The organism is Alteromonas sp. ASW11-130, from assembly GCF_026183735.1.
Taxonomy (GTDB): Bacteria; Pseudomonadota; Gammaproteobacteria; order Enterobacterales; family Alteromonadaceae; genus Alteromonas.
In genome coordinates this window covers 1-17,694 of the sequence record NZ_JAPFRE010000027.1, presented here as the reverse complement: position 1 = coordinate 17,694, position 17,694 = coordinate 1, and the positions used below count along the sequence as shown (strand labels likewise).

Annotated in this window: 12 protein-coding genes and 3 tRNA genes; 5 read left to right on the top strand and 10 right to left on the bottom strand. The window is 43.4% G+C overall.

Translation table 11 applies throughout. From position 1 onward, the window contains the following. Position 1: 1 nt before the first annotated feature. The 5 genes from OPS28_RS09230 to dnaQ all read right to left on the bottom strand — a co-directional run bounded on the left by OPS28_RS09230 (position 2) and on the right by dnaQ (position 2,654). Positions 2-78: transfer RNA gene (locus tag OPS28_RS09230), tRNA-Asp, on the bottom strand. 22 nt (positions 79-100) lie between these two features. Then, positions 101-177 (bottom strand) — tRNA-Asp (locus tag OPS28_RS09225). 42 nt (positions 178-219) lie between these two features. Beyond that, a tRNA-Asp gene (locus OPS28_RS09220) sits at positions 220-296 on the bottom strand. A 170-nt stretch (positions 297-466) separates the two neighbouring features. Further along, positions 467-1,924 (bottom strand): TIGR03503 family protein, encoded by a 1,458-nt coding sequence (locus OPS28_RS09215; RefSeq protein ID WP_265609168.1) that lies wholly within the window; start codon positions 1,922-1,924, stop codon positions 467-469. 19 nt (positions 1,925-1,943) lie between these two features. Continuing rightward, complete coding sequence (gene dnaQ / locus OPS28_RS09210) at positions 1,944-2,654, bottom strand: DNA polymerase III subunit epsilon (protein WP_265609167.1); 711 nt, start codon at positions 2,652-2,654, stop codon at positions 1,944-1,946. An 84-nt stretch (positions 2,655-2,738) separates the two neighbouring features. Here dnaQ and rnhA point away from each other — a divergent pair, with 84 nt between their 5' ends. Then, on the top strand, positions 2,739-3,206 hold the full coding sequence (gene rnhA / locus OPS28_RS09205) for a ribonuclease HI (protein ID WP_265609166.1): 468 nt from the start codon (positions 2,739-2,741) through the stop codon (positions 3,204-3,206). Between the two features lie 127 nt (positions 3,207-3,333). Here the strand turns inward: rnhA and OPS28_RS09200 are convergent, their stop codons facing one another. Then, complete coding sequence (locus OPS28_RS09200; protein ID WP_265609165.1) at positions 3,334-4,311, bottom strand: NAD(P)H-quinone oxidoreductase; 978 nt, start codon at positions 4,309-4,311, stop codon at positions 3,334-3,336. A 131-nt stretch (positions 4,312-4,442) separates the two neighbouring features. Here OPS28_RS09200 and OPS28_RS09195 point away from each other — a divergent pair, with 131 nt between their 5' ends. Beyond that, entirely contained in the window at positions 4,443-5,633 is a 1,191-nt protein-coding gene (locus OPS28_RS09195; protein ID WP_265609164.1) for a class I SAM-dependent rRNA methyltransferase, read from the top strand. Positions 5,634-5,990: 357 nt separating this feature from the next. Here the strand turns inward: OPS28_RS09195 and OPS28_RS09190 are convergent, their stop codons facing one another. From OPS28_RS09190 to OPS28_RS09175, 4 genes are all read right to left on the bottom strand, one after another. Beyond that, positions 5,991-6,293: a PilZ domain-containing protein gene (locus OPS28_RS09190; protein ID WP_265609634.1), complete on the bottom strand. Its 303-nt coding sequence runs from the start codon at positions 6,291-6,293 to the stop codon at positions 5,991-5,993. 112 nt (positions 6,294-6,405) lie between these two features. Next, positions 6,406-10,317, bottom strand: a complete 3,912-nt coding sequence (gene hrpA / locus OPS28_RS09185) for an ATP-dependent RNA helicase HrpA (protein WP_442863988.1) — start codon at positions 10,315-10,317, stop codon at positions 6,406-6,408. A gap of 185 nt (positions 10,318-10,502) precedes the next feature. Beyond that, entirely contained in the window at positions 10,503-10,925 is a 423-nt protein-coding gene (locus tag OPS28_RS09180; protein WP_265609162.1) for a CBS domain-containing protein, read from the bottom strand. 252 nt (positions 10,926-11,177) lie between these two features. Then, complete coding sequence (locus OPS28_RS09175; RefSeq protein WP_265609161.1) at positions 11,178-12,215, bottom strand: isoaspartyl peptidase/L-asparaginase family protein; 1,038 nt, start codon at positions 12,213-12,215, stop codon at positions 11,178-11,180. An 83-nt stretch (positions 12,216-12,298) separates the two neighbouring features. Here OPS28_RS09175 and sbcB point away from each other — a divergent pair, with 83 nt between their 5' ends. The 3 genes from sbcB (at position 12,299) to OPS28_RS09160 (ending at position 16,969) form a co-directional block, all read left to right on the top strand. After that, a complete protein-coding gene (gene sbcB, locus OPS28_RS09170; RefSeq protein WP_265609633.1) occupies positions 12,299-13,783 on the top strand; it encodes an exodeoxyribonuclease I in 1,485 nt (494 codons plus the stop codon). A gap of 92 nt (positions 13,784-13,875) precedes the next feature. Continuing rightward, complete coding sequence (locus OPS28_RS09165; protein ID WP_265609160.1) at positions 13,876-15,531, top strand: DUF342 domain-containing protein; 1,656 nt, start codon at positions 13,876-13,878, stop codon at positions 15,529-15,531. Positions 15,532-15,970: 439 nt separating this feature from the next. Further along, on the top strand, positions 15,971-16,969 hold the full coding sequence (locus tag OPS28_RS09160; protein WP_265609159.1) for a hypothetical protein: 999 nt from the start codon (positions 15,971-15,973) through the stop codon (positions 16,967-16,969). The last annotated feature ends 725 nt before the right edge of the window (positions 16,970-17,694 follow it).

Below are 17,694 nucleotides of genomic sequence, written 5' to 3'. Positions count from 1 at the left end.
GTGGCGGAGCGGACGGGACTCGAACCCGCGACCCCCGGCGTGACAGGCCGGTATTCTAACCAACTGAACTACCGCTCCAACAGGAAATAAGCTGAACTAATGGCGGAGCGGACGGGACTCGAACCCGCGACCCCCGGCGTGACAGGCCGGTATTCTAACCAACTGAACTACCGCTCCGAAGACCTTTAGTTTCAACTTATTGTCGCATTATTAAAATAGTGGCGGAGCGGACGGGACTCGAACCCGCGACCCCCGGCGTGACAGGCCGGTATTCTAACCAACTGAACTACCGCTCCAGTTATTTTAATAATATCAGCAAGTTACAGAAATTGATAAAATCCCCTGCCCTCACTGCGGCGCAGATAATAAAGTTTCACCCCTGTAGAGTCAATGGTTTTTTTAAAGAAACTTTATAGAAAGCGTTTGTTTGCCTGAATATTCGCCATACTGCACATAGATTATCCAGCTAGGATGCTTTCGTATCCTCTTTTTCTTTATCCTTTCGCTTCAGCATATCCGCTATCATCTGTTTCATCTCCGCGAACTTGCCTTTTATATTTAAAGTCTTCAGAAAACTATCGCCTGATGAATTTGATAAATGGCTCCGACGTCTCGATAAAACCACGAAAACTAATGCCCCACCGCCAATAAGTAAAATTGCGCCATTAACTAATATCACTGTCAACAGCACGTTATCTTCTTCTGGCGCCGGCAACGACTCGTCCGGCTGGGGTTGCGGTAAACTCTGTATATCCACTTCAGTAGACGCTAATATGGGTTCCCCATTTTCATCAACGAGAGGTTGTTGAATAATTTCTGGCTCAACTTCAAAAGTATATTCGGGCACATCCAAAATAAAATCTCGGCCGTTAACTGTCGTCCCATAAACGGTTAATTTTACGCGAAACAGACCATCTTCAAAGGCTACAATTTTATAGCGCCGTGTATCGTCGCTGGTCTCAGTTAGGGAGAAGTTCTGAATATCACCATTCGGATAGCGAACTCTACCATCTACCAAAAGTGAATTAATATCCACGAGCTCACGATCAACATCAACCAATAGATTGTGATATCCCCTTTGCCCGTCATCGTAATCCACATCTAATTTAACCGGCGTGCGATGCAGTATAATCACAGGTTCGACTTGCTCACGGGTATACATAGGCGTGACCACCCTGAAAATGGGCTCCCACTCACCCGCAGGAATAATTAGATTGAACTGGCCCGTAAAAACGCCGTCCATCGGTCTTTCATCCATGCCCATACCATTATCTTGAAACGTGGCGATTAACTGATTGTCTGCACCAAAATTGTCATAATTAGGATTATTAGTGCTGACCAGTTCAATGGAGAGATCAACCGCCTCTCTGAACTCCTTGTATTCAATTGGTTTATCACCATTTGTTAAGCGCGCGGTGAGCTTTAGAATCTCACCAGAAAATAATAAACTTGGAAGCGGTTCAGCATGTAGCTTAACCTCGGACAGGATCATGACCCGGCTATCGGGTAGAATTTGACCCACCGCCTGCCATGGACCTGGGACGGGGTTGGTAAGTCTAATCATGTCGTACGTAGCAGCATCATACCACTCAATACCTTGTTCTTCTGCCTGGGTTTGAAAAATCTTGGACCCATCCGGCTTAACAAGCACAACAGGCGCTGAACCGTATTCTCGGAAAAATACTAACGTAATTTCTTCAATATGGTGATCCACACGAAACCGATTTTTCAATAACTCTATTGAATTCTGATAATTATCGCCCAGGGTAGAAATAGGAGAAGGTTCATTAGTAGAGGGGTGTTGAACGGCGCTAGTTTGCGCCCACACAATTTGTGGCACAAATAAGCCTAACAGTAAACAGGCTAAAGGTGCATATTTACCATTGTATTTGCGTAAAGCTATCCCAGTTAGCAAATGCTTCATATAAAGGTTTTAACTTTTGTTAATTATTCCGCCATAAACATTGGCCACCACTTTTTTGAACAATGTCCAGGCGAGCTTCATGTTGTTCTAATTCATCGGCTGTGGCATGAATAACCTTTAATTTATTTGAGGTACGCTGAATTCTGCGTATTTGCTCTGTCTGGGAACCGCTACCGTCTCCTTGTTTACCAGCCAAATTAAGTTTGGTTTGACCGCCCGTCATCATCAGATAAACGTCAGCGAGTATTTCCGCATCTAACAAAGCGCCGTGAAGTTCGCGGTGGCTATTGTCTATACCGTAGCGTCGACATAAAGCATCAAGATTATTTTTCTGACCAGGGTGGAGTTGCCGCGCTAAGACTAAAGTATCCAAAACATCACACACATCTTTAGTCAATACACGGGTAGATGCGGGTCCCATTGCAAATTCATGATCCATGAAACCCACGTCGAATGGGGCATTGTGGATGACTAATTGCGCACCTTTGATAAAAGCTAAAAAGTCGTCTGCGACGTCAGCAAACTTAGGCTTATCCGCTAGAAATTCGTTGGTGATACCGTGAACGTCTATGGCTTCCTGTTCAACTTCTCGATCGGGGTTAATGTATACGTGAAAATGATTGCCCGTAAGCTTACGATTAACGACTTCCACACACCCAATTTCGATAATTCGGTGGCCTTCTTTGGGTTCGATACCTGTGGTTTCTGTATCCAGTACTATCTGGCGCATGTAATTCTGCTCTCGGCTTACTTTTTTGATAGTATATCAGGCTGATGCATTGAAGCCATGATGAGTTAGAAAAAAGGGGCGTACGTGTCGAAAAAATCAGTCAATATTTTTACCGATGGTTCTTGTTTGGGCAATCCCGGCCCTGGGGGCTATGGAGCAGTTTTAATCTATAACCAGCATCGCAAAGAATTAGCCGGTGGTTTTGCTCACACAACAAATAATCGAATGGAGCTATTAGCAGCGATTAAAGCGCTGGATAGTTTGAGTGAGCCATGCCGCGTCACCCTTACGACAGATAGCCAGTATGTAAAAAATGGCATTAACCAATGGATCCATAACTGGCGTAAAAATGGCTGGAAAACCAAAGACAGAAAGCCTGTGAAAAACGCAGACTTGTGGCAACAACTTGACGAAGCCGTTAGCCGCCACGATATCGATTGGCAATGGGTTAAAGGTCACTCAGGACACCCTGAAAATGAGCGCTGCGATGAGTTAGCAAGAGAAGCCGCAACAGCTAACCCGAAAAAAATAGATACCGGGTTTGCCGATTAAAAATTTGATGTCATTGCCACAGAACCTCGGCATTCTCATCCAAGCGACAAACCTCGGTTATGTGCTAGAAATTTGCGCCCAATATAAAGGATACAATTAGCATAGATGGGGCTTGTTCTGACGTATTTTACCAGGTAATAATCAACTTACCTTTAGTATCATTACTTTCAAGCCTTTTATGAGCTAAACCCACTTCGCTAACATTATAAACGGTATCGATATTGGCAGTTAATTTTTGATTAACAAACGCAGATAAGCAGCTTTCACTGAATGTTGCTATTAGTTCACTCTTATATTTATCACTGCGATTACGCAATGTAGAAGCTGACAAGGTAGCGCGTTTTTTAAGCATTAATCCCAAATCCAGTTTATCTGCATAGCGGCCAGCTAATATGGCCAATTGCACCACTACACCATCGGTAGCTAACACTTTCAAGTTACGGTTAACATACTCCCCACCCACGACATCCAGAATAAAATTTATTTCCTGACTAAAGTGCTTCTTTATTTCTTCTACAAAATCCTGTTCTTTATAATTTATCTGCACACACGCGCCCATTTTTTTGCATAATGCTAGCTTATCTGCTGCTGAAGCAGTAACGGCTACGTTTGCGCCAAAATGCGTGGCTAACTGAGTAGCGGCTAATCCGACGCCACTCGCACCTGCATGGATAAGTATATTATCGCCTTCTTTCACGTCCCCTACTAAAAATAAACTTTGATATGCGGTTAAAAAAACTTCCGCTATCCCGGCCGCATCAGTGAAAGTAAGTTCATGGGGAATCGGCATGACATGGTCTGCATTTACCACTACGTGTTCAGCGTATCCTCCCCCCGGAACTAACGCAAATACGCGTTCACCCTGCTGCCATTGTGTAACACTACTGCCTACCTCATCGATAACACCGGCCGCCTCAAGACCAAGAATAGGGCTTTCGCCAGCTGGCGGGGGATAATTACCCATTCGTTGAAGCGTATCCGCACGATTTACTCCGAAAGCATGCACCCGTATTCTCACCTGATGTGGGGCAACGTCAGGAATGGCGCACTCATCCAGGAACAATTCGTCGGCTTCTGCGCCTTGTTTAAAATTTATATACTTCATAACATATCGTCTGTAATGTGAATTAATAACAGCCTAGCATGAGCCTAGACACCATCAAATTAAACTCAGGGTGCAATCGCTGATTAATTCGCTATACTTCGCGGCCAATAAAGGTAAATAGTCGAGCCATTATGTCAGCAACAGCAATCTTAGCACCGCAAAGAGAAAAGTCTCTGCTTCGTCGTCATCCCTGGGTGTTTGCCAGTGCCATAGACAACATCAAAGGACGTTGCAATAAAGGCGATACACTTGATGTGGTCGATAGCAAAGGGAAATGGCTGGGACGAGGTGCGTATTCACCCGATTCACAAATTCGAATTCGTATGTGGACGTTTGATAAAAACGAGAGTATCGACAACGTTTTTTTTGTCCGTCGAATTGAACAAGCGCTAAGGTTAAGACAACGTATTTTTGATCCCAGGAATACTAATGCCTATCGTTTGATTGCGTCGGAATCTGACGGCTTACCTGGGGTTACGATAGATATCTATGCACAAGTAGCGGTATTGCAACTACTCAGTGCGGGTGCTGACAAACATCGCGACAAAATTGTTTGGGCACTAAAAAAACTGCTTCCTGAAATTAAAGTGTTCGAACGCAGTGATGTAGATGTCCGCTTAAAAGAAGGACTTGAACCCCTGGTTCAACCTCTCAGTGAGAATGTGCCGGAAAACGTAGATATTATTGAGAATGGCCTCAATATTCGTGTCGATATTGCCACAGGACATAAAACGGGATTCTATTTAGATCAGCGCGATAGTCGATTTGCCGCCATGCGTTATGCTAAAAATGCGACCGTGCTTAATTGCTTCAGTTACACAGGCACGTTTGCCTGCTATGCGCTGAAAGGCGGTGCGAATCATGTAACCAATGTGGACGTTTCGCAGCCTGCTTTGGACCGTGCCACAGAACATCTGAAGATGAATCAGCTCGACGAGCAAAAATGTACAATGGTGAATGAGGACGTATTTAAAGTACTACGCTCTTATCACAAAGAAGAAAAACAATTTGATATGGTGATACTCGATCCGCCAAAGTTTGTAGATAGCAAAGCTTCACTGAATCGTGCTGCCAGAGGTTATAAAGATATCAATATGTACGGTATGCATGCTGTAAAACCAGGCGGATTGTTATTAACCTTTAGTTGTTCGGGGCTAATGAGTGCCGATCTATTTCAAAAAATCGTCGCCGATGCTGCGCTAGACGCAGGAAAGAGCATTAAAATTATAGAACGCTTAGGGCAAGCTGCTGATCACCCAGTATTAGGTGCTTTTCCAGAGGGTTACTACCTTAAAGGGTTAGTTTGCGAGGTGACTGAGTAAAGTATTAATACCACATGACTAGAATACCAATGAACTAAGATAGACTAGCAATTTGAAGAACAAATGTATTAATTACTTTTTACTAATTTTTACGTTTTGATGTTCATTTTTTCATGGCCCGTAGATAAAAGACTGCCCGGGCCTTTCAAACCTATGTAACATGGTATTGACGTTTCTCAGTCAATTTCATTCGACACAGTCCCGCCTTTTTTTGGGTCACACCAATTGCATTTGATTGAGACACGCAAAACCTTCACAACTTTGACATATCAAAAGTTGAAAATTCCTCTAGCTGAGAAAGCTCACATTACTGAGAATTGGTATGAGTCAGTTTGGCTTGAACAAACTGACTATGCATTATTTCATTTCTGAAATTTCAACGCCGATTATACAGCTATTTTCCGACTCAGGAACACAGCGTACGACAGTGGCCATTGCCGACAGTGAGGGGATCTGAGAGCTGTTCGAGTCAATAGAGACTTCCACCTGCGTACCCACTTCAACTGATGTCTCTGCGACTTCTAAAGACATGCCAGTAGCACTGATATCTTTACAGACAGCATGCAACGTGCGACTAGACTCTTCGTCATTCACCTGCAACTGGCATGGGGAATTTACCATCATACGAAAAAAATTACGCTTATCATCGTATCCCAACATCTTTACCTCTCCCGACTCGACCTGATGTTTAATTGGTATTAACAAACGCTAATTACACCGTTATAGGGTGCGAACCACTGCTTGTCAATGTGAAATTAGTTTTAACAAAACTTTAAAATTCCGCCAACACGTTCTGAATTCGTTTAGCTGATACAGGGTATGCGGCTTTTAGCTGTTGTGCGTATAGCGAAACCCGCAATTCTTCTATCATCCACCTGACCTCGCTTAACTCACTTGGAATTTTGTCTGGTGCATATTTTTTTAAGACCTGGTGATAAGAATTTGTTACTTTTTCTATTTCAAGTTGCGCCAACCGATCTTTGTTTGGATCTATCGGTAACTTTTCTAAACGTCTGGCTAGCGCTTTTAGGTACCTATTCCAATCGTTTAACTTTTCCGCGCCAATTGCAAAAACAAAACCAGGAAAAACTAATCCATTCAATTGTTGTTTGACATCGCTAAGCGCGTTAATCATATTCAGTGGTACATTGCCTTTCATTTTCTTCTGACATTCATGCGCCACTGTTAGGCCCGTTTCTACCTGTTGTGCGATAGCTAATACCGTATCGTTGATTCGACCACGGATATAATCTACACAGGCATCAAATGTCGGTTTATTTCGAATTTCCTGGTTGCCATGCTTTTTAAATTCGCCAATCAATAGATCAATACCCGCCAGAATACAGTCATCAATCAGCGCGTTAACCTGTCCAAAAGGATTAAAATACAAACCTAATTTCGCTTTATTCGGCAGTTTGTTTTGCAAATAGCTAAGCGGAGAAGGCATGGCTTTTTTTATCAGATGAACTAACCCTTCCTGGTGTTTTCGTTGGGCTTTATCTTTATCGTCAATCAATTCAATATTAATTTTGTTGTGCTTAACCACCAGCGCAGGAAACGCCTGTATCTCAAATCCGGCCATGTGTTGAGTGAAGGTATCTGGCAGCGATTCAAAATCCCATTTTTGAATATCTTTACGTTCCAACTCGTCGGTGGCAGCTTGTTCAAATGTCTGTTTAACCTGTCCTTGACAAACCTGCTTAAGCACAGCCAGATCATCCCCTGTTTCAAGGACTTTACCCTTCTCGTCAATCACCGCAAAGTGCATTTTCAAATGCTGTTCAAGATGTACTTCCTGCCAGTCCTCTTCTGTCACCTGAATGCCTGTCATACGTCTTAATTTATCCGACAAGGCATGGGTAAGGGCAACCGGATAACCCTTTTTATCCTGCATATCGATATCGGCAATACAGGCTTCTGCAAAGTTTGGCGCCGGCACAAAATTCTTTCGTAACCGCTTTGGGAGCCCTTTAATTAACGCAACTATTTTGGCCTGGCGCAATCCTGGTATCTGCCAGTCAAATCCCACATCTTCAATTTGATTTAAAACAGGTAACGGAATGTTAACGGTGACACCATCAACAGCTGAGTTTGGTTCAAAGTGATACGTTAACGGCAGCGTTAATCGACCTTGTTTCCATTCGTCCGGATACTCATTTTCAATGGCGGCAGAGGGGGGGGCGTTCAATACATCTTTTTCAGTAAGCAGTAAGTCCACATGCTTATTTTGTTTTATCCATTTTTTAAATGCCGCTTCGTTGTTCACATGCTCTGGTATGCGTTGCGCATAAAAATCTATTAAGGTTTGCTCTTCAACGATGAGATCCCGACGCCGTGTTTTTTGCTCAAGTTCATCGGCTTGCTCAAGCAACCTCATATTCTTGGTCAGAAAATCAAATTTTAGCTGAGTTTGGCCATTTATCAGTGCTTCCTGAATAAACAAATTGTGACACAAAGCAGGATCTATCTGGCTGTAAACCACTGCACGTTTGGTCACAATGGGCAAACCAAACAGTGTGACGCTTTCAAACGCAATCACCGCGCCCCGTTTCTTTGACCAGTGAGGCTCTGCATAGGAAGATTTAGTCAAATGTTTTGCAAGCGGTTCAATCCACTGTGGTTCGATACGGGCGTTTAAGCGGGCAAACAACTTGGAGGTTTCGACTAATTCAGCAGCCATCACCCACTTTGGTTGGCTTTTAGCTAAACCCGACCCAGGGAATATGGCGAAACGGGTATTTCGCGCGCCTAAATATTCTCGATCTTTATCTTTTAACCCTATGTGGGAAAGCAAACCAGCACAAATTGCGCGGTGAATGCTGTCATAATCGGCTTCATGCTTTGCGATCCCAAGACCAATATCCGCAAGAGACTTTTTAAGTTGGCTTACAATATCTTGCCACTCACGCATTCGTAGGTAATTTACAAAATAGGTTTTACACCATTTTCGAAGTTGACTATTACTTAACGCAGTTTGCTGAGCTCTGAATTCATTCCATAAATTAAGTAAACTGATAAAGTCTGACGCTTTATCATGAAACTCGCTGTGCTTTTCATCTGCCTGCTGACGTTTATCCTGTGGCCGCTCTCTGGGATCTTGGATAGATAAACCTGCCGCTATCACCATCACTTCGCGTACCGCATTCGTCGATTTAGCTTCAATAACCATGCGTGCATAGCGAGGGTCAATGGGAAGTCGTGCTACATTCCGCCCCAGTTGCGTTAACGCGTGTCTACCGTGATGCCTGGTAGTTGCTTCGATTTCCTCAAGTAACCTGAAGCCATCGTTAATATTGCGTTGATCGGGGGGCTGTACGAACGGAAACTTCCCAATGTCCCCTAACCCCAAAGCCAACATTTGCAATATGACGGACGCCAAATTGGTGCGTAAAATTTCCGGATCAGTAAACTCTGGGCGGCCAAGAAAGTCGTCTTCACTGTACAAGCGAACACAAATACCATCTGACACCCTTCCGCATCGACCAGCCCGCTGATTGGCAGACGCTTGAGAAATGGGTTCAATTGGCAGGCGTTGCACTTTACTACGAGCGCTGTAACGTGAAATGCGTGCCATCCCAGGGTCTATAACATATTTAATGCCCGGAACAGTTAGCGAGGTCTCTGCAACGTTTGTAGCTAATATAATTCGTCGACCACTATGCGACTGAAAAATACGGTTTTGTTCTGCTGCCGACAAACGAGCGTAAAGCGGCACTACTTCGGTATGTCGGTATTGTCTTTTTTGCAACGCATCCTGCACGTCGCGTATTTCACGCTCACCGCTTAAGAATACGAGAATATCGCCAGGCTTTTCCTGACCTAATTCATCAACTGCTTGGATAATTGAATCCGACAGGTCTGGTGTGTCCTCCTGTTCTGTTGGATCGCGATAGCGTATCTCCACCGGATATGTACGTCCGCTCACCTCGATTATCGGGGCATCATCGAAATGCTGTGAGAAACGTTCTGGGTCGATGGTAGCCGAGGTAATGATGATTTTAAGGTCCGGACGTTTTACCAATAGCTGTTTTAGATATCCCAGCAAAAAATCAATATTCAGACTGCGTTCGTGCGCTTCATCGATGATGATTGTATCGTACTGATTTAAAAAACGGTCCTGTTGCATCTCCGCTAACAAAATACCGTCGGTCATTAATTTGATGTAGGTGTTGTCATTAACCTGGTCAGAAAAACGGATTTTAAAGCCTACTTTTTCGCCCATTGGCGTACTTAGTTCTTCCGCTATTCTATTTGCGACACTACGAGCAGCTAGTCTTCTAGGTTGAGTGTGTCCAATGAGGCCGGCCACCCCCCGCCCTAATTCAAGACATATTTTTGGTATCTGCGTGGTTTTTCCCGAGCCTGTTTCGCCAGCAATGATTACCACTTGATGTTGGCTGATTGCCTGCTTGATGTCCTCCCGTTTTTCGCTAACCGGAAGTAGCGGATATTCAATAGAGGGTACGTTTTTTTCGCGTTCGCTTCGAATTAGTTGAGATCGTCGAATATCTAAAGTCAATTGCTCGAGCTTGTTGCTTTGATCTGCCTTAGTTTGTTTGTGCTTCGACGTAAGGTTGTTTAGCCGCCGTGTAAACGCAAACTGATCCACCATCATGCAGGTACTGATAGCATTTTTTAATTGTTTAATTGAAATTGGTGGTGAAGATAAATCAGGCAAATCCAGGCTCCTTAAATTCGATACCAACCCGCACTGAAACGTGCTGGGCTATTAACACCCATAGGTGGGTTAGTATAAAGATTGCGATCCTAGAAGATGCTGAAACGGAATACCAGCAAAGATTAAAGCTACATTACCGATAATGCGGCTTTATCTTTATGTTTTAGAAACGGTTTACAAAATGCTGACGGCTAACTAACCATTTTTTGATAGCCTGACCGAAGTTGCAAATCAATAGCGCGTAATACTGCTGCTCGATTGATTGTACCTACCAATACACTATCATCATCTACCACAGGGTAAATCCGTGGCTTCGATAGCAACAGCATTTGTGCCAGCTCCAGTACAGAAGAATAGGGTTTAACAGTTAACGCAGGTGATGTCATTACTTCTTTCACCCGACAAACTTGCTCACGATAATAACTGGATTCAATCATGCGTTGAAGACAGTCTTGTTCTGAGACAAAACCTACTACTTTGCCCTTCGCATCTACTACCGGCCCACCAGTTTGTCCACTTTGAAGTAATTTTTCGACGGCTTCGGCCACGGGCATTTCCACCCCCAGCTTAACTGGGTGTGTATTCATGTAGTCGCTTACCTGTAAAGATTCCATGTTGTTTCCCCTTAGATTTCACTGCTAACGCGTAAAATCTTGCGCTTGTAATTATCATTACTGCTCAATTATCAGACAAGATTAGTCGCAAAAATAAACCTTGTCTGTACTTGCACCGATATAAGCCAGAAATTAACAACAGGCTAAGAGAACATTTCTTTCTACAAGCAAGTTTCAGGGAGCCTGTTCAGGCTGATTACGTGCTAACTTAAGTTTAGTTGCTCCCCCCTGATCCAGCCATGCGAAACCAGACTATTTTTCACTTTTTTTCCAATCGTGCGCTAGCTGCCAGTGTTTATAAATACCCACCACCATATGCCCCTCGGTATTTATGCTGGCACGATACATTCCCGCCGTGTTAAAAGGCATCGTTATATTGCCATGACTATCAAGAGCGATGACACCGCCCTCACCTTTTACTTTGACCAATACCGAATTAATCACATCGTTCGCTGCTTTTTCTAAGCTTACTTTTTGATATTTAACACGTGCACAAATATCGGCTGCAACATGATAGCGAATAAAGTATTCACCGTGGCCAGTGGCTGAAACCGCACAGCTTTTGTTATCAGCATAAGTGCCCGCTCCAATGACAGGTGAATCACCAATCCGGCCGTATCGCTTTGCTGTCATACCCCCTGTAGATGTCCCTGCTACCAGATTGCCCTTACTATCAAGTACTACCGCGCCGACTGTACCGAAGCGTTCAGTGCCCTGTTGCGCGTTATCGTAAGCGCTGGTCTTATTTATGCGATTTTTTACTTTTTTCAGTGCCTCAAGTCGATGCGGAGTATCAAAAACACTATTGTCCACCAGCGCTAGCCCTTGTTCTCTGGCGAACGTCTCCGCTCCAGCGCCTGCTAACATTACGTGAGAAGATTTGTTCATCACCGTCTGGGCTAAAGCGATAGGGCTTAATACCGTTTTAACCCCGGCGACCGCGCCGGCATTTTTCGTTGCTCCGTGCATTATTGAGGCATCCAGTTCGTGCTGCCCGTCATAGGTATAAACCGCGCCAACCCCGGCGTTAAACAAGGGTGAAGTTTCCAGGATACGAATTGTTGAAACTACGGCTTCTTCACCTGACTTACCTTCTTTTAATAGTGAATAGCCATGCTTTACCGCTCGGGACAGAGTCGCGGTGAAGTCAGCTTCCATTTCTGGTGTCATGTTTTCTTTTAATATCGTGCCCGCTCCACCATGTATGGCAATTGCCACAGGCGCATGGTTACCTGCCGCCGAGGCGACAAAGCTAAGCAAAAATAAGAGAACAGCGAACGAGAGTTTCATTGGCAACCACCTTTAATGTTATTGTTTAATCGTAGGTTAGCACGGATTTATCAATACGGGTGATTGGTATGAGAAAGGGAAACATGTACACTGCCCGCTTTTATTCAACAGATTTGATTGAGGGCCGGGTGAATACGAATACGCCAAGTTTATTATTTCATGATTATGAGACGTTTGGCACCAGTCCTCAAAAAGATTTACCTTGCCAGTTTGCCGCTATTCGCACGGACCTGGCGTTAAATATTATTGGCAAACCCATAAATATTACATGCCAGATTGCCAATGATTATCTTCCTCATCCGCAAGCCTGTCTAGTCACCGGAATAATACCTCAGCAAACCTTGCGCGACGGCATGATTGAAGCTGAGTTTGCGCGTAAAATCCATAACTTTATGAGCACGCCGAATACATGCGTGGTCGGATACAACAGTATACGCTTTGATGACGAAGTGAGTCGTTACCTGTTTTACCGTAACTTTTTCGATCCTTATGCCAGAGAATGGCAAAACGGAAATAGCCGTTGGGACATTATTGACTTGGTTCGAGCATGCTATGCATTGCGGCCTGAGGGTATTAACTGGCCTGAACGAGAAGATGGCGCGCCAAGTTTTAAGTTAGAAGACCTCACCGCAGCAAATAATCTCGAGCATGGACAGGCACACGATGCCCTATCTGATGTTTATGCCACCATCGCGTTAGCTAAGTTGATTAGAGACAAGCAACCGAAACTATTTAGTTGGTTTTACTCGCTAAGACAAAAACACACTGTACTCAAACAGTTTAATTTCAACGAACCTAAGGCGTTAGTGCATGTTTCATCGCGCATTCCAGCCAGCCAAGGCGGATGTACCTGGGTATTACCCGTAGGTATCCATCCTCTTAAGCCCAATAGTGTGATTGTTGTAGATTTGAATAAACCGCTTTCCCCCTTACTGGATAATGACGCAGATACCATCCGTGAAATGTTATACACACCAACGGCTGAGCTTGAACACGGTGAGCGCCCCGGCCTTAAATTAATTCATATAAACCGCTCACCTTTCATCGCGCCAGCAAAATCGCTTACAGAGGAAACGGCCCAACGACTGGGTATTGATAAAGAGCTCTGCACACACAATTATAAAGCCTTGGTGCAAAATACAGCGCTTAAAGAAAAAATAATAGATGTATATAGTAATGAAAGCCACAGAGCCGAAGACGACCTTGATGCAGATTATGCTTTGTATAGCAGCGGTTTTCTCACGAACGAAGAAAAGAGTTGGTGCCACCGAATACAAGAAGCTGAACCGGAACAACTCGGCTTCTTAGCAAACGAAATACAAAACCCAAAGTTAATAACTCAATTGTTTCGTTACCGGGCAAGAAATTTTCCGCACACCCTCAATGACATAGAGGTACAAAGGTGGCAGGCGCATAGAAGAGCCCGCTTAACCGACCCGCAATCGTCAGCTTCTATCACGCTTGAGCGATATCTATTTGAAATTGAAAAATTAGCCGTTCAGTATCAAAATGACCCCGAACGGACCGCTATTTTACGGGGATTGTATCAATATGCAGAAAACCTTTGACGGCAAGATCTGCTTCACTATAAAGTATCGCTAAAGTAACTGGGCGTTCTTACCGTTAATAAAATAAACACCCTGTATAACGGGAAATAACCATGCATGGCGTAACTGTTTTTTTAGATGATTCCAAAAAATACGTAGATATCAAGCTTGAACCCGGCCAATTCAATAAAGAAGTTGAAATGCGGGAAATAAAGGCTGAAATAAAAAACAGTGAATTTTCTGATTTTTATTTTTCGGATAGTACACTTAAGTCAGCTATAGACAAAGCTAATCACTACTTCAAAAACAAAGAAGAAACCGTTGTCAATGAACGAGTTGGAGAACTACGAAACGCTGAAGTTGCGTTCAAGTTTGAAGAAGATAACATGGTTGCCAGCCTGGTTCTGACCACCCCATGCGGGGGAAAACTTCCTTCCGTGCAAGCAATACGTAATTTAGCGTTAAAGCATAACGTTAAAAAAGGGTTTAGCACTAAGGCGGTAAAAGCCGTTCTTAAAGAAGCCAGAGAAGTCGCTCCAGGCACAGTGATTGAAAAGATTTGTGCAAAAGGGTTACCTCCTAAAGAAGGAAAGAACTCTCGTTTCATCCCCCTCGTTCCAAATGCACTTGAACGAGTTTTGCGCCCTCAAAACAGTGACGGTAGCCGCGTGGATATGCGAAACCTAGGCGAAGTAATTTGTGTTAAAGCCCAAACAGAAGTGCTAAGAAGAACGCCTCCTACCAAAGGTAGAAAAGGATTTGACGTTAAAGGCAACGTGCTTGAACCCACTCCGGGCGAATGGCAAGAATTCAAAATGGGAGATAACACCGAGGTTAGCGATAAAGACAAGAATCTGCTGATCGCATCTATAGGTGGCATGCCCAAGTGGCGCGATATGGTTATGAATATCGACGATACCTTCATCTGTAATGGCGTAAATGTTGGATCGGGCCATATTAACTATGACGGTGCTGTTCTGGTCAACGGTGATGTAACCGAAAAAATGATCATCAAGGCTTCGGGCGACGTGACCATTAATGGGTTTGCGGAATCTGCGCGTATCGAATCTGGTGGCGATATCATTATTACTGAAGGTGCCATGGGTAAGGTAAACGAGAACGCCACATCCTACTCTTGTCAATTGATTGCAGCAGGAAGCATCCATGTGCAACATGGCCAAGGTATTGACTTACAGTGTACAGGTGATATCACTGTCGGTCGGCAACTTGCCTATAGCCGGTTAAAATGCGGTGGCTCGGTTATTGTTGGACAAATTGATAACCCACAAGGTAATTTATTTGCGTGCGATGTGGTAAGCCAACAAAAGGTAATCGCGGGTACGTTGGGAGCGGTATCGGGCAGTACACTTAAAGTAGATTTCAGTCCGGGTTTTAATTTATTAATTGAACGTAAGGACTCTTTGGATGATCTCTTACGTCAAATTAAAGAAAACAACTTACGTCACAAAGAAAAGTTAGAAATCATCAAAACCAAACTGGTTCCTACCGACTTAAAACCAAAAGTTGATGAAGCCTTGGAACTGCTCAGAAACGAAGAAGCTTTACTGCTTTGGATTGAAGCGAAAGCTTCAATGATGAAAGACTCCAAAGATAGTTATCAAAACGAAATCAGGCTTATCGCCAACAAACGTTTGTATGCGGGCGTCTCAGTAAAACTGAACAACCGAAACTGGCGATCAGAACGAGAGTATGACCGCTCTCAGATAAAGTATGAAGGCCATCAGTGGCATTATGAGCCAATTGTTTAATGGGCCAATCACCTAATCACGCTATGTGTGTATGATTCTTCCATTATCAATAGAGCGCCTTAATCCACATCGTAAACGAGTATAATTAGGGTTTAGCGCCGATATAGCTGCCCTATTCTAAGGGCCTCATTGTGTGCTAATCATTATTATCCCACTAGTGGCTTTAAAGTGAGTGAGTTTAAGGAATCCCCGCAAAGCGGGTTATTTAATTGCTAAGCATAACGATTATAGCTTTGACTACTTACCGCAGTCTAAATATGCGGATAAATTTGCAAGCACCTCTCTATCATTGCAGTATACAACCATCCTTTCATAGAGTGACAACAGAACTACGACATATCCCCTCCAGCGTTAACCTTTAGGCCCAAATGAACCGGTTGCTATGTGTTCGTATTACCAGTAACCTACTGAATCTAAAAAGTAAAAGGACTTCATGCCGATGTCAGCCTTGAATTCAGCTTTATCCTGGATACCCCAACCCTTGAAGGATGTTGTGAAGCTCTTGTGGGATATGGTGCTTAGTCTGGGTTTTTTCATTATTACTTTTATAGCATTGACAGGATTAGTTCTGTTTCATGGAGATACAAACAACGACATTATCTACGAGATCTCTAAAGTATTATTGAGCGTAGGTCTACTTGGTTGGCTATACAAGTCATACGTCATTAAAAATCTTATCAAGGAAGAGATGTTAAGTATTCTTTATGACCCAGAAGAGTTGATCAAAAGAAACCAAATTGACGAAAGAATTTCGGTGATAATTGCGGCGGCGGTCAAAAGATATTTACCCGGCATTGAGCAAAAATTAGTAAAGGAACTGATAGATTACCTTCCCTCCAAGGAAGACTTCTACTATTCAAGATATCACATCAATAGCCAAATCTCATGGGCCAATCCAGATGATCCTGATTGTAGAATCTTAAAAATTGAAGAAACATTACGGATTGAGATTCAAAATCAACCCAAAAGAGCCACAACGTATCGATTTAGCATAATAGATGATGATTCTGAAGTGTATAAGAACCATCCGGCGGTGGTGACTGCGTTTTCTTCAAACGAGGAACCTATTTTCAAAGAGAACGTAGTCGCCACACTTGATGAAGAAAATAATCATTCGATTGTGAGCTATAACGACGTGCTCCCTGTATCAGATGATGGATCGTATACAATCATTAGATGTACGACAAAATTCGTCCATATAGACAGAAAACCGTTTATCAGTCTTGCGCTAAATAGACACTGCGAAAAAGTTGATATTGATGCTACCTTTCACGGTACATCAGGAAGGGGAAGTGTTTGCATTGATGTTGAGGAGATTGGTGCTGAAGAAAGCTTTAGCTTTCCTAAAGGCACTAACTCCGGGATGACTGTACACGCCAATAGCAAAAGGTTGTTTTTGAAAGATCACGGCTATATAATGAGCTTTAGAGAATTCTAACATTATAGGGGTAAAACATGGAATTGAGAATCCGCGAAACCGGCTAAGCCTGTCGCACAAGAGCGGCAGGTATTGCTTTACTCCCTAATCGAAAATTCAATGGCTTTTCGATATTTAAGATATACCGTTTAACACTAGCTTTCCCTAAAAGACAAAATAGTACTCCCGTTCGTCTCCCCCTCCCTCTACGATAAATCCAATAGAAAAAATTTGAAACTTCAAATAGTCGCTTAACGAATGTTGAATCGGGGTGAGTGATTGTTTTGTTTGTTGATGCCGACGATGATTGGCCTTCGCCGGATTAATTCAAACTACACATGAACGATGCGTTTGATATATGTAGTTAGTTGCTAATATATAGTTATAGCTGGACAGGCACTAACCATCCTTCAGAACAGTAGGATTTTGGCCAAGCTCCAGCATAATTCCCCCCCCTTTTCCTTAGCGTTGGTAAAACTGTGAGTTATAGCTGGACAGGCACTAACCATCCTTCAGAACTGTGAGTTATAGCTGGACAGGCACTAACCATCCTTCAGAACAGTAGGATTTTGCCCTACCTTCAGCATAATTAACCCCCCTTTTCTTAGTGTTGGTAAAACTGTGCCTAGACCTCGTAAATGTCTTATCAATCTGTCTGATACCCCTGACGAGTTATAGCTGGACAGGCACTAACCATCCTTCAGAACTGTGAGTTATAGCTGGACAGGCACTAACCATCCTTCAGA